Origin of the sequence: Rhodococcus sp. NPDC057297 (assembly GCF_042667435.1) — a bacterium.
Lineage (GTDB): Bacteria > Actinomycetota > Actinomycetes > Mycobacteriales > Mycobacteriaceae > Rhodococcoides.
In genome coordinates, this window is the sequence record NZ_JBHUZE010000003.1 from 369,273 (window position 1) to 388,193 (window position 18,921).

Here is an 18,921-nt window from a genome sequence, read left to right on the forward strand (position 1 = left end):
GGGAGCGGGAGTGGAGCCTGCGGAATGACCCGAATTTGCGTGCCTGCTAGCGAGAGCGGGGACGGACGGAGGTCAGGGCGTCGGCGAGGTTGGTGACTGTTCTGACTTTCATTCCGGCGGGCATCGGGTCGTCGTGTGGAGGGGTGATGGCGTGGGTGAAGCCGAGGCGTGCCGCTTCGGCGAGTCTTCGGCCGAGGCCGGACACGCGGCGGATTTCGCCTGCGAGGCCGACTTCGCCCAGGATCACGAGGCCGGGATCGAGTGGCACGTTGTTGACGCCGGATGCGACGGCGGCGGCGAGGGCCAGGTCCACGGCGGGTTCGGTGGTTTTCATGCCTCCGACCGTGGCGGCGTAGACCTCGCTCTTGGCGATCTTGAGGCCGCAGTGTTTCTCGAGGACCGCGAGGATCATTGCGACGCGGGCGGAGTCGAGGCCGCTGACGGCGCGTCTCGGTGACGGCATGTGGGTTTCGACGACGAGTGCCTGCAGTTCGGCGAGCAGGGGGCGTTTGCCGTCCATGGTGACGGTGACCGCCGTGCCTGCGACGGATTCCGTCCGGTGGTGCAGGAACAGCCCGGATGGGTCGGAGATGCCGACGATGCCCGTCTCGCGCAGTTCGAAGCAGCCGACCTCGTCGGATGCGCCGAATCTGTTCTTGACGCCTCGGATCATCCGCAGGGTGGAGTGTTTGTCGCCTTCGAAGTGGAGGACGACGTCGACGAGGTGTTCGAGGGACCTCGGTCCTGCCACCGCGCCGTCCTTGGTGACGTGACCGATGAGCAGTACCGCGACTCCGGTCGTCTTGGCGAGCGAGGTCAATGCACTGGTGATGGCGCGTACCTGGGTGACTCCGCCGATGACTCCGTCGACATCGGCGGCGAGCATCGTCTGCACCGAGTCGACGATGAGCAGGCTGGGTTTGACCTGCTCCACGTGCCCGAACACCGTGGCGAGGTCCGATTCGGCGGCGAGGAACACGCGTTCGTGGACAGCGCCGGTGCGATCGGCACGCAGACGTACCTGCCCGGCGGACTCCTCACCCGTCACGTACAGGGCACGCCTGTCCTCACCCGTCCGTGCCCACCGATGCACGACCTCGAGAAGCAGCGTCGATTTTCCGACGCCCGGCTCGCCGGCGAGCAGTACGACGGATCCGGGTACGAGCCCGCCCCCGAGAACCCGGTCGAACTCGCCGATGCCGGTGGAATTGGCCTGGGACGTCGTGCTGCTGATCTGGGTGATCGCGGCAGCGGGCGACGTCGGGATCATCGGCGCGAGCGTCGAGCGTGTGTTCCCGGCTCCGAGGCCGGACGCGCCTGCTCGGCTGGCGACGGGTGCGAGGACCGTGGCCTCATCCATCGAACCCCAGCTACCGCACTCCGGGCAGCGCCCCACCCACTTGGCGACGGTGTGGTGACAGGCCGAACAGCGGTAGTTGGACTTCAGTTTGGCCACGGGAGAAGACTAGAGGTGACCACCGACATCGAATTCGTCGAAGATCAGTTGTTGCCGTCCGCGCCTTCTTCGACCTGAGTCTCGACGACGCTCTGCTCCGCTTCCGCAGCTTCGCCGTGCAGCTCCGCCTCGACGGGGGACTTGTCGGAGACGTTGCGCTCGAGGACCTGACCGGCGTCGACCGGAACGAGAAGCTCCACGTCGCCCGCGTCTTCGAAGGTGAAGGTGATCGGAACGGTCAGGCCCGGGCGAACTTCCTCGCCGATGCCGTTGAGTTCGACGACGATGAACTGGAGCGGGATGTCGGGGTTGGTGGCCTCGTTGTCCACGGGCGTACCGGCGCCGAGTGCGGTCAGGGGCGCGATCTCGGTGCCACCCGGCTCTTCGCCGACGGTGATCGACGACGCGGCGGTCGTGGAGATGCGCGTCAGTGTGTCTGCGTTTGCAGGGCTGTTGTTGACGGCGATGAAACCGAGCTCGACCTTGCCGCCTGCCTCGATCGAGTACTCCTCGGTCTGCGGGTAGACGACGTGGACGTTGCGCAGCGAGATGTCACCGATATCGGCGGAGTTCCCGTTGACGGCGGACACCTGCGTCGCCGTCTGCGAGATCTGGCCTGCGCCGCACGCGGACAGTGCAAGTACACCGCCGGCTGCGAGGGCGACAACGGCTGCCAGTCGCTTTCCGGGGCGTACCGCAGGCTCCAGGCTGGTACTGGTCTTCGGGTTCGCGGTCGCAGCAATGAACGCAGTCACTTCGTCGTCCTCCAGGTGTGGCCGGTGTCGATGGCGCGGGCGAGGCGGCTGCGTCGTTCAGCCGATTCGTCGGGTCCACTAGGCAGAGTAGTAGTCAGCCCGCGGCGATGGATCGCTGGGGCGCGAACACGCTGTCCGATTGTCGACGTATCGGCGTGTCGGCGGGTGTCGATCGCATGCTCAGGGCGGTGGGAAAGCGCTGCTCCGTGTCGTCTGCGCCACATGATGGAGGGAGGCGAATCGGGGGTCGAGGCCGGAGCCCGCGGGGCGACTCGAGACGCCGGCACTGCACGTCCAGACGCCCATGTCAACCCCTGCCGAGTCTGCTCTGCGCCCCTGACCTGCGCCGTTGATCCGGGCGCGTGGTAAACTGGGAAAATCGAAAGGGGCACGGGACACATGATTTTCAAGGTCGGAGACACCGTCGTTTACCCCCATCACGGAGCGGCGCTGATCGAAGCGATAGAGACCCGCACCATCAAGGGTGAACCGAAAGAGTATCTAGTTCTCAAAGTAGCTCAGGGCGATCTCACCGTTCGAGTTCCTGCAGACAACGCCGAATACGTCGGCGTTCGCGACGTAGTAGGACAAGAAGGACTGGACAAGGTGTTCCAGGTTCTTCGTGCGCCGCATACCGAAGAGCCCACCAACTGGTCCCGTCGATACAAGGCGAACCTCGAGAAGCTTGCTTCGGGCGACGTCAACAAGGTTGCCGAGGTCGTCCGTGACCTCTGGCGGCGTGAGCAGGATCGTGGATTGTCCGCAGGCGAGAAGCGCATGCTGGCCAAGGCCCGTCAGATCCTCGTCGGAGAATTGGCTCTGGCCGAGGGAACCGACCAGGCCAAGGCGGACACCATGCTGGACGAAGTACTCGCCGCAGCATCCTGATCACCAGCGACATCACGGTGACAGGATCCACCACGGGTTCCGTCGTCGCACTGGTTCCGGCGGCGGGGCAGGGCCTACGTCTACAACAGGGCCTGCCCAAAGCCTTCGTGTCAGTGGGTGGCACCACACTTCTTCGACGTTCGGTCGACGGCCTGATCGCATCAGGATCCGTCGACCGAATCGTCGTGATGGTGCCCGAAGAACTGGTAGAGCACACACGTGAACTGTTCGCGGACGTCACCGTGGTTGCCGGCGCGGCAGAACGCACCGACACCGTCGCCGTCGGACTGAAAGCCGCCGAGGACGCGGACATCGTGCTCGTACACGACGCCGCCCGCGCACTGACCCCGCCGTCGCTGATCGCACGCGTCGTCGCCGAGGTGCGAGCAGGCCGCGACGCCGTCGTACCCGCACTTCCGGTAGCCGACACCATCAAGACCGTCGACCTCATGGGCGCGGTTCTGGGTACCCCCGAGCGCAGCGGACTGCGCGCGATACAGACGCCACAGGGATTCCGTGCCGACATTCTGCGCCGCGCCTACGCCGAATTCTCCGGCATCGCCACCGACGACGCAGGTTTGGTGGAACGTCTGGGCGGCACCGTCCACACCATCGTCGGTGACGCTCTTGCATTCAAGATCACCACTCCGCACGACCTTCTTCTTGCGGAAGCCATCGTCGGGCGGGAGAACTCATGAGAGTCGGGATAGGCACCGACGTCCACCCCATCGCGAAAGGCCGACCGTGCTGGCTGGCGGGCCTCGAGTTCGCCGATGCCGACGGTCTGGACGGGCACTCCGACGGTGACGTTGCTTCGCATGCGTTGTGCGATGCACTGCTGTCCGCAGCTGGACTCGGTGACCTGGGCTCGGTGTTCGGCACCGGCCGCCCGGAGTGGGACGGCGTCAGCGGAGCTGCGATGCTGGCCGAGGTCCGACGCTTGCTGACGGAGAACGGATTCTCCATCGGTAACGCTGCCGTGCAGATCATCGGTAACAGGCCCAAGATCGGCCCTCGGCGGGTGGAGGCGCAGGAAGTGTTGTCCGCGGTACTCGGGGCACCCGTGTCGGTATCGGCGACCACCACCGACGGTTTGGGATTGACCGGTCGCGGCGAGGGAATTGCCGCCGTCGCGACAGCACTTGTCATGAGCGAGTAAATGCACCGGTAGGATTGCTGGTCGTGACCCTTCACCTGTACGACACCGAGACGAGGGCCCTGCGGGAATTCTCCCCCTTGGTCGCTGGCCATGCTTCGGTGTACCTGTGCGGGGCAACGGTTCAGGGTGAACCACACATCGGCCACGTTCGTAGCGGCGTCGCGTTCGACGTCCTGCGTCGCTGGCTGTCGGCGCACGACTACGACGTCGCATTCATCCGCAACGTCACCGACATCGACGACAAAATCCTGAACAAGGCACGCGACGCGGGCCGTCCGTGGTGGGAGTGGGCCGCGACGTTCGAGCGGTCCTTCACGTGGGCGTACGACAAGCTGGGTGTGCTGCCGCCGTCGGCAGAGCCGCGCGCGACCGGGCACATCACGCAGATGATCGAACTGATCGAGCGTCTGATCGCATCCGGTCACGCCTACGCCGCCGACGGTGACGTCTACTTCGACGTCGTCAGCTTCCCTGATTACGGTGCACTGTCCGGCCATAAGCTCGACGACGTCCATCAGGGCGAGAGCGTCGGCGCAGGCAAGCGGGATCCTCGCGATTTCACGCTGTGGAAGGCCGCGAAACCCGGTGAGCCGTCGTGGCCGACGCCGTGGGGTCGCGGTCGGCCCGGTTGGCACCTCGAATGCTCCGCGATGTGCGAGGCGTACCTCGGCTCCGACTTCGACATCCATTGTGGCGGTCTGGATCTGGTGTTCCCGCACCACGAGAACGAGCGTGCCCAGAGCAAAGCGGCCGGTGACGGCTTCAGCCGGTACTGGCTGCACAACGGGTGGGTGACGATGGGCGGCGAGAAGATGTCCAAGTCGCTCGGCAACGTGCTGTCGGTACCCAACGTACTCAAAAATGTTCGGCCGCAAGAGCTTCGGTACTACCTCGGCAGCGCGCACTACCGGTCGATGCTCGAGTATTCGGACAACGCATTACAGACCGCAGCGGTCACGTACCGAGGCATCGAAGGGTTCGTCAAACGGACTGTCGAACGCGCAGGCGATGTTCCGCTCGGAACGTGGACCGAGGACTTCGCCGCGGCATTGAACGACGACCTCGGAGTGCCCAAGGCTTTGGCTGCCGTCCATGCGACGGTCAAGGCAGGCAACAGCGCCCTCGAAAGCGGCGACCTCGTAGGCGCCGTCGAGCAGGCTTCGAAAGTGCGGGCCATGCTGTCGATCCTCGGCGTGGACCCGCTCGATGCACACTGGTCGTCGGAGGCAAGCGACAACGACGCAGTCGTCGGTGCGCTGGGTGTGCTCGTCGATGCAGAGTTGCAGCGACGCGCGCAGGCGAAGATCGACAAGGACTGGCCGACGGCGGACGCGATACGCGACCGCCTCGCCAAGGCCGGGATAGATGTGACAGATACCCCGGGCGGGCCGGAATGGACCGTCGGGGCAACGAGCAGTACCGACGAAGCAGGGCAGTGATGGCAGGCAATTCCAGTAGGCGCGGCGCAGTACGCAAGTCAGGCACCAAGAAGGGCCAGGTCGCCGGATCCGGTGGCAACCGTCGCCGGGGCCTCGAAGGGCGTGGCGCGACCCCTCCGGCCGAGGCCAGGACCAAGCATCCGGCGTCGCGCAGAGCGAAGCTCGCGGACAAGGCCGCCCAGAACAGCGGCGGCAGGAACGGCGGCGGTCGTCAGGGTGGTGGACGCGTTGCCAGCCGCAAGAACGACGACGGACCCGAGGTCGTACTCGGCCGCAACCCCGTCGTCGAATGCCTCCGCGCCGGCGTCCCCGCCACAGCGCTGTGGGTGGCCGTCGGAACGGACAGCGACGAACGACTGAAGGAAAGCGTTCAGCGTGCGGCAGACGCCGGCATCTCCATTCTCGAGGTGCCGCGGTCGGACCTGGACAAATTGAGCGCCAACGGTCTACATCAGGGCCTGGCCCTGCAGGTGCCGCCATACCGCTACGCGCACCCCGATGACCTCATCGGCAACGCTCGCGCTCAGCAGGAACCCGCACTGCTGGTTGCCCTCGACAACATCACCGACCCGCGAAACCTCGGTGCCGTCGTCCGGTCCGTCGCCGCGTTCGGAGGCCACGGCGTCGTCATTCCGCAGCGCCGAAGCGCAAGCGTGTCCGCCGTCGCGTGGCGCACCAGCGCCGGTGCCGCAGCCCGCCTGCCGGTCGCGCGCGCAACCAACCTGACGCGCACACTCAAGGACTGGCAGACCAAGGGCGTCACCATCGTCGGCCTCGACGCCGAGGGTGACACCACGCTCGACAACTTCGACGCCAGCGGCCCCGTCGCCATCGTCGTCGGATCCGAGGGCAAGGGGCTGTCCCGTCTCGTTCGCGAGACGTGCGATTCCATCCTGTCCATCCCGATGGCCGGGCCGGTGGAGTCCTTGAATGCCTCCGTGGCGGCCGGAGTCGTGCTGGCCGACATCGCACGGCAGCGCAGGCTTTGACCACACGGCTCTGAGCAGACTGGTAGGTTAGGCACACCTTAGAGAGGGTGTGTCGAATGATGTCGAAGAAGTCACGGCTGTTCGCCGGTGTCGCGACGGCCGGGCTGTTGCTCGGATCGGTCGCATGTTCGTCGGAGTCCGCTCCCGATGCGGCGAGCGACACCAGATCCGTCGTCCACAAGCTGGGTACCACCGAGGTACCCGTGGACCCGGAGCGCATCGTCACCGTCGGGTACTCGGATCAAGACACTCTGCTCGCATTCGGTGAGGTCCCGGTCGGAGTCACCGACTGGTACGGCGACTATCCGGATGCGACGTGGCCGTGGGCGCAGGATGCCCTCGGCGACGCACACCCCGAGGTGTTGAACCGGGGCCAGTTCACCGGTGCAGCCAACATCGATTTCGAGGGCATAGCGAAGCTCGAACCGGACCTGATCATGGCGCAGTACATCGATGTGAGCACCGACGCCTACGCCAGGCTTTCGGAGATCGCACCTACGGTGACGGGCTCGCCCGACTATCCGGATTTCGGTATGCCCTGGCAGGAAAGCGTGCGTCTCGTCGGCGACACGCTGGGCGAGGCCGACAGAGCTGCTGAGCTCGTCACGAGCGTCGACGCCGAACTCAGCGAGCAGCGAGAGGCCCACCCCGAATTCGAAGGAAAGACGGTAGCGGTGGTCGAATCGGGTGAGCCCGGTTCGTTCTGGGTGCGGTCACCCAACGATCAGCGATCCCGCCTGCTCACCTCGCTCGGATTCGTCATCCCGCAGCAGATCACAGACCTTGCAGGGGATCTGGATGCATTCGAGATCAGCACGGAACAACTCGGGATGCTCGACCTCGACGTCCTGGTGTGGAACACCGGGAGCACCGAAGGCACGAGCGACCGGATCAGAGCGACACCCACCTATCAGGTGCTGAACGTGGCCAAGGACGGGCGGGACGTTTTCGTCGACGACCCCATCGTCTCCGGCGCCCTCACGTGGGGCACCGTCCTCAGTCTTCCGTTCGCGATCGACGCGCTCGTCCCCGAGTTGGCGGCTGCAGCGTCGAAGTGATAGTCACGCCGAGCCTCTATCGAGAACTGAAGCGCACCGAGTCGCCCGGCCGTAGCTGCCCCAGCCGCGGAAGGTCGGCGTCGCGCACCACGCCGATCACCGGGTAACCCCCGGTGACGGGGTGGTCGGCCAGGAAGAGGACGGGTTTGCCGTCCGGTGGCACCTGCAGAGCCCCGATCACCATTCCCTCGCTGGGCAGTTCAGCGGAGTCGGTGCGTACCAGTGCGGTGTCGGCTTCGAGTCGTACGCCGACACGATCGGCGTCGGCGGTCACGGTCCACTGCTGCTCGAACAATACCGACGGATTTTCGAACCAGTCCGCGCGTGGACCCGGTACGATCCCGATCGGCCCGGATGATCTGACTTGCGGCGCCAGTACTGTTGCCGGCCAATCGGATACGTCGTCGCCGATCGCCAGGATGGTGCCTGTCTCGATCGGCGGAGGTCCCAGGCCTGACATCGTGTCGGTCGAGCGGCTGCCGAGAACCTTCGGGACGTCGACGCCACCGCGCACGGCCAGGTAGGTCCGAAGCCCCGACGTCGGTGTGCCCAGGCTCAATTCGTCACCGTCGTTCAGAACGAGCGTGCACTCCATGCCGTCGGAGATGCCGCCGACCGTCACCGGACACTCCGCACCGACGACGGCGACGACCACCTGTCCACGCGCCCGCACTCGGAGGCCGCCGAAGGTTGCTTCGAGGGTGGCGGCGTGGACGGTGTTTCCGACGAGGCGGTTTGCGGCGTCGTGTGCTGCCCGGTCGGCCGCGCCGGACCAGCCGACGCCCATTCCCGAATGCCCGGGCCGACCGCGATCTTGGACGGTGCACAGAGGACCCGGTGTGAGGACTTCGAGGGAAGTCACCGTTGTTCGAACCGAACTGTGACGCCCGGCCGGAGCAATGCAGGTGGATCACGATCGACGTCCCACAGCACGGCGTCGGTTCGGCCGATCAACTGCCACCCGCCCGGCGAACTTCGTGGGTACACGCCGGAGAATTCACCGGCAAGTCCGACGGACCCGGCGGGCACCGTCGTACGCGGTGTGGTTCTCCGTGGCACGGTCAAGCGGTCGTCCTGGCCGACCAGATAGCCGAATCCCGGTGCGAAACCGCCGAATGCGACCGTCCACGTCTGCTCGGTGTGCGCCTCGACGACCTCGGCGACCGTCAAGCCGGTGACCTCGGCGACGTCGCCCAAGTCCTCGCCGTCGTAGGTGACGGCTACGACGACGGTGTCGGTATCGTCCTCGATCTCCTGGGCGGATGGTTCTGTGCTGCGAACCCAGGCGAGTACGTCGTCTCGATGTCCGTTGTGTCGGATCAGAACTGTGGTTGTTGCGGGAACGAGGTCTACCACCGAGTCGATCCGCGATGCCGCCAACGACCGATAGTTCGCCATGGCGTCGGCGAGATCTGTGTATTCGACGAGCACTGCCCGGTCCCCGGCGTCGCGGACGATCATCGGACGAACGCGACGACGTCGATGTCGTTGTCGGACAGTATCTTCTGCACGGCTACCGTCATCTCGACGGCGCTGGGAGAGTCCCCGTGGACGCACACCGATTCCGCGTCGATCCGTACGGTGGACCCGTCGATCGCCTCGACCGTGCCCTCCTGCACCAAGCGCAGCACTCGCCTCGCCACTTCGGTGGGATCGGACAGGACCGCACCGGCTTCTCGCCTCGACACCAGTTCTCCCGACGGTGTGTACGCGCGGTCCGCGAACGCCTCGCTCACCGTGCGAAGTCCGGCCTGGCTCGCTTCCTCGAGGAACATCGAGCCGGGAAGCCCCAGAACCGGAAGCGCAGGATCGTAGGTGCGGACGGCACCGACGACGGCGCGCGCCTGCTCGCGATGGCCGACGATCGCGTTGTACAGCGCACCGTGCGGCTTGACGTAGGAGACAGCGGAACCCGCGGCACGAGCGAGACCGTCCAGTGCGCCGATCTGATACAGCACGTCCGCGATCAGATCGGCCGGTTCCATGTCGACGAAACGCCTGCCGAAGCCGGCGAGGTCGCGATACCCGACCTGAGCGCCGATGCGTACTGCGTTGTCGACCGCGGCCCGGCACGTCGTCAGAATCGTCGTCGGGTCACCCGCATGGAAACCACACGCGACGTTCGCGCTCGTGACGAGGGCCAGCATGGCGTCGTCGTCACCGAGCTTCCACGTGCCGAAGCTCTCGCCTAGGTCGGAATTCAAATCGATGGAAGGCATCGTGGACGATTCTATGCGGCCCGAGGTGACCGAACGGCACATTCGCTCCGAGGTTCAGGACCGGTGAACCGGATCAGACGAGAACGCGCCCCGAGTTCGACTTTCGACGAGAGCCGACAGCTCGGCAGACCAGGTAGATCACGAACGAGATGGTGGTGACGAACGTCGAGACGGGCACACCGGGAGCGAGCGACAGCAGGATTCCGCCGACGGCTGCGGTCTCGGCGAACAGGATCGACAGAATGGTCGCCTTCAGCGGGCTCGCCGTGACGCGGGCAGCAGCAGCGGCGGGCGTGATCAGCAACGACAACACCAGAAGTGCTCCGACGATCTGGACGCCGAGCGCACAGGCGACACCGACGAGCACCGCGAACACGACCGACAGTGCACGCACCGGGACGCCGCGAGCCAGGGCGACTTCCGGGTCGGTGCTGGCGAACAACAACGGGCGGTAGACGACGGCCAACACGATCAGCACGACGACCGCGCAGATCAGCAGCAACTGCAGGCCGCTCTGCCCGACGCCGACGATCTGGCCGATGAGGAGCGAGAAGCTGGTTCCGGTTCGTCCTGGGTAGAGCCAGATGAAGAGAACCGACAATCCGAGACCGAAGGACATGATGACGCCGATGACGGAGTCGCGGTCGCGTGCCTTGGACCCCAGCAGCGCGAACATCACGGCGGCGACGACGGAACCCACGATGGCGCCGAGCCCGACGGTGATGCCCACCAGCAGTGCCGCCGATGCTCCCGTCAAGGACAGTTCACTCGAGCCGTGGACGGCGAACGCCCATTGCCTGCTGACGATGAGTGGTCCCAGTGCCCCGGCGAGAAGTCCGAGGATCGCGGCCGCGATGAGCGCCTGCTGGACGAAGTCGTACCCGAGCAAGTTGGCGGTGGAACTGAAATCGAGCATCTTCGAGAAGGCGTCGACGACTTTCTCGTTCATGAGACGTCCTCGGTCGGGGGGTGATGCGCACCTGCGGAGCCGAGTGCGTCGATGGAGTCTCCCGTTCCGACGACGACGAGGCGCCCGCGGACACGCAGAACCTCGACCTCGGTGCCGTAGAGCTCGGAGAGAACGTCGGTGGTCATGACCGTCGACGGTGTTCCGATGCGGAATTTGCCGTCGACGATGTAGACGATCCTGTCGACGAGGGGAAGGATCGGATTGATCTCGTGGGTGACGAACAGGACGGCGGTGTCGTGCTCGCGGCGTCGGCGATCGATCAGCTCGGACACCAGGCGTTGGTTGGCGAGGTCGAGGCTGAGGAGCGGTTCGTCGCACAGCAGCACCGACGGATCGCCGACGAGTGCCTGGGCGATGCGGAGCCGTTGCTGCTCGCCACCGGACATCGTTCCGACGGGTGCTCCGGCGAACGCGTTCGCGTCGACCTGGTCGATGGCGGACTGGACGATTCGCTTGCGTTCACGCATTCCGCGAAAGCCGACGCCCCATCGGTGCCCGTCCCATCCGAGCCCGACGAGATCGCGTCCACGCAGCGGCAACCCGTCGTCGATGCTGCGTTGTTGTGGGACGTAGCCGACGCCGGACTGGCCCCGACGGACGGGTGACCCGCCGATCGTCGCGGTGCCCGACGTCAGATGATTCTGACCGAGCAACACCTTGAGGAGCGAGGTTTTCCCCGACCCGTTGGGGCCGAGGATCGCGACGAATTCACCTGGCTCGACCTCGAGGTCGAGGTTCTGCCACAACGTGCGGTCGCCGAACGACAGCCCGGCGTCGCGCAGTTCTACAGCAGACATGGGGTACAGCTTTCCAGCACCCGGGTGGTCAGGCCCACTCAGGATGCACTGAGTGCGGCTTGCAGATCCTCGGCAGCTTTGGTCTGCCACTGGATGTATGTCTGGCCTTCCGGCAAGGTCTCGGTGACCTCGACGACAGGAATGTTCGCGGTCTCGGCCCTCGAGCGGATGTCCTGGGTGACTGCGTCCTGCGTCTGGATGTTGTAGATCAGAACGTCGACGCTGTTGGACGTGAAGAGATCACGTGTTGCGGCGATCGAGGCGGGGGACGGGTCGTTGCCCTCTTCGATGGCGTCCTTGAAGTCCGCGGGTGTGCGATCGTCGAGGCCCGACTCCTCGACGAGGTAGTGCGCGATCGGCTCGGTCTGCGCAACAGGTGCATCGGGGTGATCGGCAGCGATCTTCGCGGTCACGTCGGTGATGGCGTGAACCTGATCGTGGAACGACTCGGCGTTCGCGGTGTACTGCGCAGCGTTGTCCGGATCCAGCTGCGCGAGCTTCTCGGCAATGGATTCTGCTGTGGCAGCGGCAACTTCGGCGTTGTACCAGACGTGCTCGTTGACCTCGCCGTGGCTGTGGCCGTGCTCGTCCTCGGTGGCAGCCTCTCCGGCGGCGGGCTCGTCCTCATGGGTGCCCTCGCCTTCGTGGCCGTGTTCTTCTCCGAGCAGGTCGAAGGCGTTGACGCTCGGGACGTCCTTGCCTTCGGAGGACAGGATGTCGTCGATGAATTCGTCGTATCCGCCGCCGTTGTAGACGACGAGGGAGGCCTCGGCGACCTTGGCTGCGTCACCGGGTGACGCCTCGTAGGAGTGCGGATCGGCCGACGGGTCCGCGATGATGGAGTCGACGGTGGCGAGGTCGCCTGCAACGGCTTCGGCGACACTGCCCCACACGTTGGTCGACGCCACGATGGTGACGGGGCCGTCGATCTCGGTGGCGGGAGCGGAGCCGGTGGACTCCGTGTCGGAGCTGCACGCGCTGAGCGCGAGGGCGGCTGCACAGGACAGACCGACGAGAGTAGTGGCGGTGCGACGCATGGGGCACTCCTTCGGAGTGGATAATCAGATGCAATTGGAAACGGTTACCGTTGTATTCTAGCTTCGCGCACGTCAGCGGTGAAATCGGGCAAACACCGCCCGATTTTCTCTGTGACCCGGTATGCGACTAACGTCCGAGTATGTCCAGGTCGAGGGAGCCGCGTCGCCCGGCCACACTGGCGTCCATCGCCGCAGAGTTGAAGGTCTCTCGCACCACGGTGTCGAACGCCTACAACCGCCCCGATCAACTGTCCCCTGAGCTGCGTGAACGCGTGCTGATGGCAGCCAAACGCCGCGGATACGCAGGACCTGATCCCGTCGCGCGGTCGCTGCGGACCAGAAAAGCCGGGGCCGTCGGTCTGGTGCTGACCGAAGCACTGAGCTACTCGTTTCGCGACCCGGCCGCCATGGCGTTCCTCGCCGGTCTCGCGGAATCGTGTGAAGCCGCCGGGCAGGGCCTGCTGCTGATCCCCGCAGGTCCGGACCGAGACGACACCGCCGCGGCGGCCGTGGTCCAACAAGCAGGAGTCGACGCGTTCGTCGTCTACTCCGTCGCCGACGACGACCCGTACCTCCTTGCCGTGCGCGAGCGGCACCTCCCCATCGTCATCTGCGACCAGCCGCGAGGCGTCCCCGAAGCCGCACTGGTCGCCATCGACGACCGCGCCGCGATGAAGCTCATCGCCGAGCAAGTCATCGCCCTCGGGCACCGGCACATCGCAGTACTGTGCATGCGCCTGGGACGCGACCGGCGCGACGGCGTCGTACCCCCGGTGAGGTTGGCCAACAGTCACTTCCACGTCCAGCGTGAGCGCATCGCCGGGGTCCAGGACGCCATGCGAGAAGCAGGCCTCGACCCGGACGCGCTGACGGTCGTCGAACGATTCGAACACACCCGACGGTCCGGCCACTCGGCGGCAGCTCAGGCGCTGCAGGCGAATCGAGACACCACCGCCCTGCTGTGCACCACCGACGTCCTCGCTCTCGGGGCGCTGAACTTCGCAAAGGTCACCGGCATCGACGTGCCCGGCGAACTCACCGTGACCGGATTCGACGGCGTCGAGGACGCCATTCGAGAGAACGTGACGACGGTGCGTCAGGACGCGGAGGAGAAAGGTCGACGCGCAGGCACATTGCTGACGTCGACCGCGCGCTCCGGCGTCGTGACCGCCGAATTCCTGCCGACCGAATTGGTCAAGGGTCGTACCGCGGGCGCACCCCCCACCGCATGAGCAGTGGGGGCGCGCTCAGCTCAGCAACGCCGCGCACCTGAGCAGTCCGAGGTGGCTGTAGGCCTGCGGGTGATTGCCCAGTGACCGCTCGGCGACCGGATCGTATTCCTCGCTGAGCAATCCGGTGGGTCCGGCGGCGCTGACCAGCTGAGCGAACAGCGCCTCCGCTTCGGCCCGCTGCCCGATCAGCAGGTAGGCCTCGACGAGCCAGGCCGCGCAGAGGTGGAAACCTCCTTCGCCGCCGGGTAGGCCGTCGTCGTGGTGGTAGCGGTACACGGTCGAGCCGCTACGCAGTTCGGCCTCGGTGGCGGTGACAGTCGCAGCGAACCGTGGGTCGGAGGGGTCGATAAGGCCGGACAACCCGATGTGCAGCGTGGCGGCGTCGAGGTCGGTGCCGTCGTACGCCGCGGTGTAGGACTGGACTTCGTCGTTCCATCCCTGCTCGAGAACCTCGGCATGAATCGTCGAACGCAGTGTTTCCCAGGACGGTTCGGCGGGGCGGTCGAAGTTCGCGGCAAGAGTGAGCGCGCGGTCCACCGTCAACCAGCCCATGACCTTGGAGTACACGTGGTGGCGAGGATTGCCGCGGATCTCCCAGATGCCGTGATCGGGTTCGGTCCATCGCCGCATCACGGCCTCGACCATCGACCGGACCAGCGACCAATCGTCCTCGGACAGGGCCTCTTTCCCTTCCAGTCCTCTCGCCTGACGCGCGTGCGCAAGTGACGAGATGAGGTCGACGATCGGCCCGAACACGTCGAGCTGAACCTGCTGGTTCGCGGCGTTTCCGACACGCACCGGCCGCGAACCTGCGTACCCGGGGAGTTCGTCGATGACGGCCTCCGGGGGAAGTCCCAGGCCCCAGATGGTGTACAGCGGATGCAGACGCTCCGGACCCGGAACCGATTGCAGCACACCGTGAATCCAGGACAGGTAGCTTTCCGCCTCTGCAGTGGAGCCGACGTTGACCAGCGCCGACGCGGTGAGAGCGGCGTCGCGCAGCCAGCAGTAGCGATAGTCCCAGTTCCTGACGCCGCCGATTTCCTCGGGTAGCGAGGTGGTCGCGGCCGCCATGATGGAACCCGACTCCGAGTGCACGAGACCTCGCAGTGTCAGAGCGGATCGCTTCATCAGGTCGCGTTTGAGGGGCGGAAGGGTCAATCCGTCGACCCAGTCCTTCCAGTAGGCCTCGGCCTGTCGGCGCCGCTCGACCTCGGGCACGTCGGACGGTCCCAGATCCTCTGTTCCCAAACGCAATTCGAGTACGACAGGCCCGTCGGACGGGTCCACCTCGGCATGAGCGGTCTGCTGGGTGCCGTCGGACACGACGTTCCACCGCACTCCGGGGCTGCGCAACACCATCGGGTCGGCCGTGCCGTGAATGCGGAGGCCGTCGGTTTCGGGTTCGAGTTGCACTCGGACCTTGCCGAACTCGGGGCGAGGCGCAAATGTGACGACCGCCGCGGCCTTTCCGGTGATCACGCGTGTCACGCACGTCTGGCCGGTGGGCACGTCGTGCGGAAGATAGTCGGTGACCTGAAGGCTCGACCACTTGGTCTGCACGGTCATCGTGCCGTCGACGTACTGCTGGCTCAGCGGCAGAGCCGTACGCGTCGGGCCGACGCTGAAATGGCCCGCTTCGTCGCCGCCGAGAAGGTGCGCGAAGACGGCAGCGGCATCGGGCTCCGGGTGACACAGCCAGGTGAGATCCGCGTCGGGAGTCACCAGGGCGACGGAGTTGGGGCTGGCCAGCATCGTCAGTCGTTCGATCCTGGGCGCGTCGGCCCCGGAAAGCCACTGCCTGCGTTCCTCGAGCAAGAATGCCAAGGCCAGCGCGACTTGCTGCGTGGAGTCGATACGAAACTCGGCCCCGCTGTCACCGGTACCGACCTTGACGCCGATGTCAGGACCGTGGAGGCGCGCGAATGCCTTCTCGTCGGTGGTGTCATCGCCGAAGAAGACGGCCGCAGTCGCGCCTTCCTGGTGGCGAAGAATGTCGAGAGCAACGCCCTTGTCGGTGACGATGACGGCAAGTTCGATGACCGACTTTCCCTCGGTGACCTGTACGCCTTCCCGAAGGGCGACACCCTCGCGGACGGCATTCAACGCGCGTTCGGCGTCGGTCGGTTCGGCGTTGCGTACGTGCAGCGCCGCGCTCGCCGGCTTCACCTCCACGCCCACGCCGGGGAACCTACTGGCGATCGACTCCATTTCGAGGGAGATGTCACCGAGCAGCTTCTTGGCCTTGTCGTCGATCGCGTGGATGAAACCGATGTCGAACTCACTGCCGTGGCTCCCGACGAGCTGAACTTCGGCAGGCAACCGGGACAGTGTCGCCAGGTCACGCAGTGCACGGCCGGAGATGACCGCTGCGGTGGTCCCGGCGAGCGTCGCGAGCCCGCGCATGGCGCTGACGGCCTCCGCGTGCGGAAACGCCTTCAGCGGATCGGACACGATCGGAGCCATCGTGCCGTCGTAGTCCGAGGTGACGAGGAGGCGAGGGGTCCGGGCGACGCCGATGAGAGCGCGTCGGAGTTCCAGTGGCAGTTCCAGAGCAGTCACTCGAATGAATCTATGCGATAGCCGCGGAACCGGCTCACCGGTCCCCTCACGTCACATCGACGCTTCGGCGTTTCCGAGGAGCAGGTCGACGGTCAATTCCAGCCTGGTTGCAACGTCGTTCGCCGACGATCGACGCGTCAGCCACGCCACGAGATTGGACAACCAGACATCGCTGACGACACGAGCGATGTTGAGCTGCAACTGCGTTGGCTCACCGTCGCTCATCGCCTCGGCGAACATGCGGTCCATCAGGCGACCCACATGATCGACCTCGGCGGCAGCGGAGGCGTCGGCGGACATGAAAGCTCGGGTCATGGCTTCGGTGAGCAACGGATCACGCTGCATCGCACGTGTGATCTGACTCAGGACCAGATGCATGCGTTCCCGCGGCGTCCGGCCGGACGGGAACGTGCGTTTCGCGGCGATCTTCTCGAACTCGCGGGCAAGCGCGGAGACGAGCAGGTGCACTTTCGACGGGAAGTAGCGGTACAACGTTCCGACAGCCACGTCGGCGCGTTCGGCGACCGCACGCATCTGCACTGCGTCGTACCCGCCCTTGGACGCCAGCGCGAGCGTCGAATCCAGAATCCGTCTTCGGCGCTCTCGTTGCGCCTCGGAACCGAGGACCTCGTCCATCAGGGCGCCCGAGTGCCGCGACGATGCGTCGCCGCCCTGGTCGGTGCGTCGAGTTGTCGGCATCGCGTCACTCACCCCGAGTGGTCGCGGACATCGCGGCGGCGGACTCGGTCACGATCTCGAGCATGGCCTGTTCCGCGGCGGCCGCATCCCCGGCCTGGATCGACGACGCCACGACGCCGTGGAGACGAATCGCTTCGGGGTCGGCCTGGTGCGGCATCAACGCGTGCCGTGTCCGGCCGGCGAGTACCTCGACGACGATCTCCGACATCGAGCGCAACATCGGGTTGCCCGAGGCCGCGAGCAACGTGCGGTGAAAATCGGAGTCGTGAGCGAGATAGGCGTCGGAATTCGCGGCACGAGAGGTGGCCGACATGCCGATCACCGCCGCGGTCAACTGGCCGCACTGCTGCGGGGTCGCGCGGTCGGCTGCCAGACGAGCGGCCAAAGGCTCTATCCCGGAACGAAGTTCACTGAGAACGATCAGCTGCTTCGCGCGGTCGGGGCCGGCCAGCTGCCACCGGATCACCAGTGGATCGAGGGAGTTCCACGCCGTCGACTCCTGCACGGTGATGCCTACCTTGCGTCTGACGGTCAGGAGCCCGAGCGACTCCAGGACGCGGACGACCTCGCGCACCACGGTCCGCGAGACCTCGAAGCGGGCAGCCACGTCGTCGGCGGAAATGCGGGTACCCGGGACGATGGTTCCGTCGACGATGTCGCGACCCAGTTTCTCCAGGACGGTGACGTGCAACTGCAAGGATTCGGCTACCACTTCTCGATCGTGCCACGTGTGCGCCGGGTTCTCTTCCCGCTACTGTGACGGGCGGGAGGGATGTTCAATGACTGCAGACAGAGTCGACGTGCGGTTTCCGTCCGGGGGTATCGAGTGCGCCGCCTGGTTCTACCAGGGGTCTTCCGATGCGCCGGTGGTGGTCATGGGGCACGGCCTCGGCGGCGTCAAGGAGATGAGACTCGACGCCTTCGCGGAGAAGTTCGTGGCCAAGGGATATTCGTGTTTGGTGTTCGACTACCGGCACTTCGGCGGCAGCGACGGCGAACCGCGTCAGCTACTCGACATCGACGAGCAGTTGGAAGATTGGGCCGCCGCCATCGCGTTCGCCCGCACCCGGGCAGAGAAGATCGTGCTCTGGGGGACCTCGTTCGGCGGCGGGCACGTGATCGTCGCCGCGGCGCGGGACGGTCACGTCGCTGCGGTGATCTCCCAGTGCCCGTTCACGGACGGTCTTGCGTCCGCGATGGCCACGAATCCACTGGTCGCGGTGCGTGTGACTGCTCGTGCTCTGCGCGACCGGCTCGGTTCTGCTCTCGGTCGTTCGCCCAGAACCATCCCGCTCGCCGGAAGGCCCGGTTCGACGGCGCTCATGTCGTCCGCGGATGCGCTCGACGGATACCTGGCGCTCCTTCCCCGTGGAGCGTCGTTCAGGAACGAGGTTCTCGCCAGAGTCGGGCTGGACATCCCGCTGCGACGGCCGGGTCGGCATGCGTCGAACGTGACGTGCCCGATCCTGTTCACGGTGTGCGAGACGGACACCGTCGCCCCGGCGAAGGCAACCCTCCGCCACGCTGCACGCGCGCCGCTCGGTGAGGTCATGAGCTATCCCGACGGGCACTTCGCCATCTATGTCGGGGACGCCTTCGAGCGTGTGGTCGCGGACCAGGTCGCGTTCCTGCAGCGAGTGGTGCCGGTGTAGCTATTTGTA

19 protein-coding genes are annotated in these 18,921 nt (G+C 66.0%); 8 read left to right on the top strand and 11 right to left on the bottom strand.

The window, feature by feature from the left end:
* Window positions 1–46: 46 nt before the first annotated feature.
* Complete coding sequence (gene radA, locus ACFULT_RS11695) at window positions 47–1,456, bottom strand: DNA repair protein RadA (RefSeq protein ID WP_094720591.1); 1,410 nt, start codon at window positions 1,454–1,456, stop codon at window positions 47–49.
* Between the two features lie 44 nt (window positions 1,457–1,500).
* A complete protein-coding gene (locus tag ACFULT_RS11700) occupies window positions 1,501–2,163 on the bottom strand; it encodes a hypothetical protein (RefSeq protein WP_371828885.1) in 663 nt (220 codons plus the stop codon).
* Between the two features lie 447 nt (window positions 2,164–2,610).
* Here ACFULT_RS11700 and carD point away from each other — a divergent pair, with 447 nt between their 5' ends.
* The 6 genes from carD to ACFULT_RS11730 are packed head-to-tail and all read left to right on the top strand — an operon-like array spanning window position 2,611 to window position 7,744.
* Window positions 2,611–3,099, top strand: a complete 489-nt coding sequence (carD, locus tag ACFULT_RS11705) for an RNA polymerase-binding transcription factor CarD (RefSeq protein WP_019663083.1) — start codon at window positions 2,611–2,613, stop codon at window positions 3,097–3,099.
* 17 nt (window positions 3,100–3,116) lie between these two features.
* Window positions 3,117–3,797, top strand: coding sequence for a 2-C-methyl-D-erythritol 4-phosphate cytidylyltransferase (gene ispD, locus ACFULT_RS11710; RefSeq protein ID WP_378481524.1), 681 nt, complete (start codon window positions 3,117–3,119; stop codon window positions 3,795–3,797).
* A complete protein-coding gene (gene ispF / locus ACFULT_RS11715; protein WP_378481525.1) occupies window positions 3,794–4,258 on the top strand; it encodes a 2-C-methyl-D-erythritol 2,4-cyclodiphosphate synthase in 465 nt (154 codons plus the stop codon). The genes ispD and ispF overlap by 4 nt, the downstream gene beginning before the upstream one ends.
* Before the next feature lie 23 nt (window positions 4,259–4,281).
* Complete coding sequence (gene cysS, locus ACFULT_RS11720; RefSeq protein ID WP_037112471.1) at window positions 4,282–5,697, top strand: cysteine--tRNA ligase; 1,416 nt, start codon at window positions 4,282–4,284, stop codon at window positions 5,695–5,697.
* Window positions 5,697–6,686: a 23S rRNA (guanosine(2251)-2'-O)-methyltransferase RlmB gene (rlmB, locus tag ACFULT_RS11725; protein ID WP_378481526.1), complete on the top strand. Its 990-nt coding sequence runs from the start codon at window positions 5,697–5,699 to the stop codon at window positions 6,684–6,686. Before cysS ends, rlmB begins: the two co-directional genes overlap by 1 nt.
* A gap of 56 nt (window positions 6,687–6,742) precedes the next feature.
* Complete coding sequence (locus ACFULT_RS11730) at window positions 6,743–7,744, top strand: iron-siderophore ABC transporter substrate-binding protein (RefSeq protein ID WP_378481527.1); 1,002 nt, start codon at window positions 6,743–6,745, stop codon at window positions 7,742–7,744.
* 16 nt (window positions 7,745–7,760) lie between these two features.
* Here the strand turns inward: ACFULT_RS11730 and ACFULT_RS11735 are convergent, their stop codons facing one another.
* The 6 genes from ACFULT_RS11735 to ACFULT_RS11760 form a co-directional block, all read right to left on the bottom strand.
* Entirely contained in the window at window positions 7,761–8,606 is an 846-nt protein-coding gene (locus ACFULT_RS11735) for a biotin-dependent carboxyltransferase family protein (RefSeq protein ID WP_378481528.1), read from the bottom strand.
* Complete coding sequence (gene pxpB, locus ACFULT_RS11740; protein WP_378481529.1) at window positions 8,603–9,205, bottom strand: 5-oxoprolinase subunit PxpB; 603 nt, start codon at window positions 9,203–9,205, stop codon at window positions 8,603–8,605. Before pxpB ends, ACFULT_RS11735 begins: the two co-directional genes overlap by 4 nt.
* The gene (locus tag ACFULT_RS11745) at window positions 9,202–9,963 is read right to left on the bottom strand and encodes a LamB/YcsF family protein (RefSeq protein WP_378481530.1); all 762 of its coding nucleotides are present in this window, start codon (window positions 9,961–9,963) and stop codon (window positions 9,202–9,204) included. The genes pxpB and ACFULT_RS11745 overlap by 4 nt, the downstream gene beginning before the upstream one ends.
* Window positions 9,964–10,036: 73 nt before the next feature.
* Window positions 10,037–10,912 (bottom strand): metal ABC transporter permease, encoded by an 876-nt coding sequence (locus ACFULT_RS11750; RefSeq protein WP_037112390.1) that lies wholly within the window; start codon window positions 10,910–10,912, stop codon window positions 10,037–10,039.
* On the bottom strand, window positions 10,909–11,730 hold the full coding sequence (locus tag ACFULT_RS11755; protein ID WP_037112389.1) for a metal ABC transporter ATP-binding protein: 822 nt from the start codon (window positions 11,728–11,730) through the stop codon (window positions 10,909–10,911). The genes ACFULT_RS11750 and ACFULT_RS11755 overlap by 4 nt, the downstream gene beginning before the upstream one ends.
* Window positions 11,731–11,768: 38 nt before the next feature.
* Window positions 11,769–12,767, bottom strand: coding sequence for a metal ABC transporter solute-binding protein, Zn/Mn family (locus tag ACFULT_RS11760; RefSeq protein ID WP_378481531.1), 999 nt, complete (start codon window positions 12,765–12,767; stop codon window positions 11,769–11,771).
* 140 nt (window positions 12,768–12,907) lie between these two features.
* Here ACFULT_RS11760 and ACFULT_RS11765 point away from each other — a divergent pair, with 140 nt between their 5' ends.
* Window positions 12,908–13,999 (top strand): LacI family DNA-binding transcriptional regulator, encoded by a 1,092-nt coding sequence (locus tag ACFULT_RS11765; RefSeq protein WP_037112387.1) that lies wholly within the window; start codon window positions 12,908–12,910, stop codon window positions 13,997–13,999.
* 15 nt (window positions 14,000–14,014) lie between these two features.
* Here ACFULT_RS11765 and otsB read toward each other — a convergent pair whose 3' ends face one another.
* From otsB to ACFULT_RS11780, 3 genes are all read right to left on the bottom strand, one after another.
* Window positions 14,015–16,561 carry a trehalose-phosphatase gene (gene otsB, locus ACFULT_RS11770; RefSeq protein WP_037112386.1) on the bottom strand — a complete coding sequence of 849 codons (2,547 nt, stop codon included), beginning with the start codon at window positions 16,559–16,561 and terminating at the stop codon, window positions 14,015–14,017.
* A gap of 51 nt (window positions 16,562–16,612) precedes the next feature.
* On the bottom strand, window positions 16,613–17,197 hold the full coding sequence (kstR, locus tag ACFULT_RS11775) for a cholesterol catabolism transcriptional regulator KstR (protein ID WP_255122877.1): 585 nt from the start codon (window positions 17,195–17,197) through the stop codon (window positions 16,613–16,615).
* 67 nt (window positions 17,198–17,264) lie between these two features.
* Window positions 17,265–17,972 (bottom strand): FadR/GntR family transcriptional regulator, encoded by a 708-nt coding sequence (locus tag ACFULT_RS11780; RefSeq protein WP_037112385.1) that lies wholly within the window; start codon window positions 17,970–17,972, stop codon window positions 17,265–17,267.
* Between the two features lie 67 nt (window positions 17,973–18,039).
* Here ACFULT_RS11780 and ACFULT_RS11785 point away from each other — a divergent pair, with 67 nt between their 5' ends.
* Window positions 18,040–18,912 (top strand): alpha/beta hydrolase, encoded by an 873-nt coding sequence (locus ACFULT_RS11785; RefSeq protein ID WP_378481532.1) that lies wholly within the window; start codon window positions 18,040–18,042, stop codon window positions 18,910–18,912.
* Window positions 18,913–18,921 lie beyond the last annotated feature (9 nt).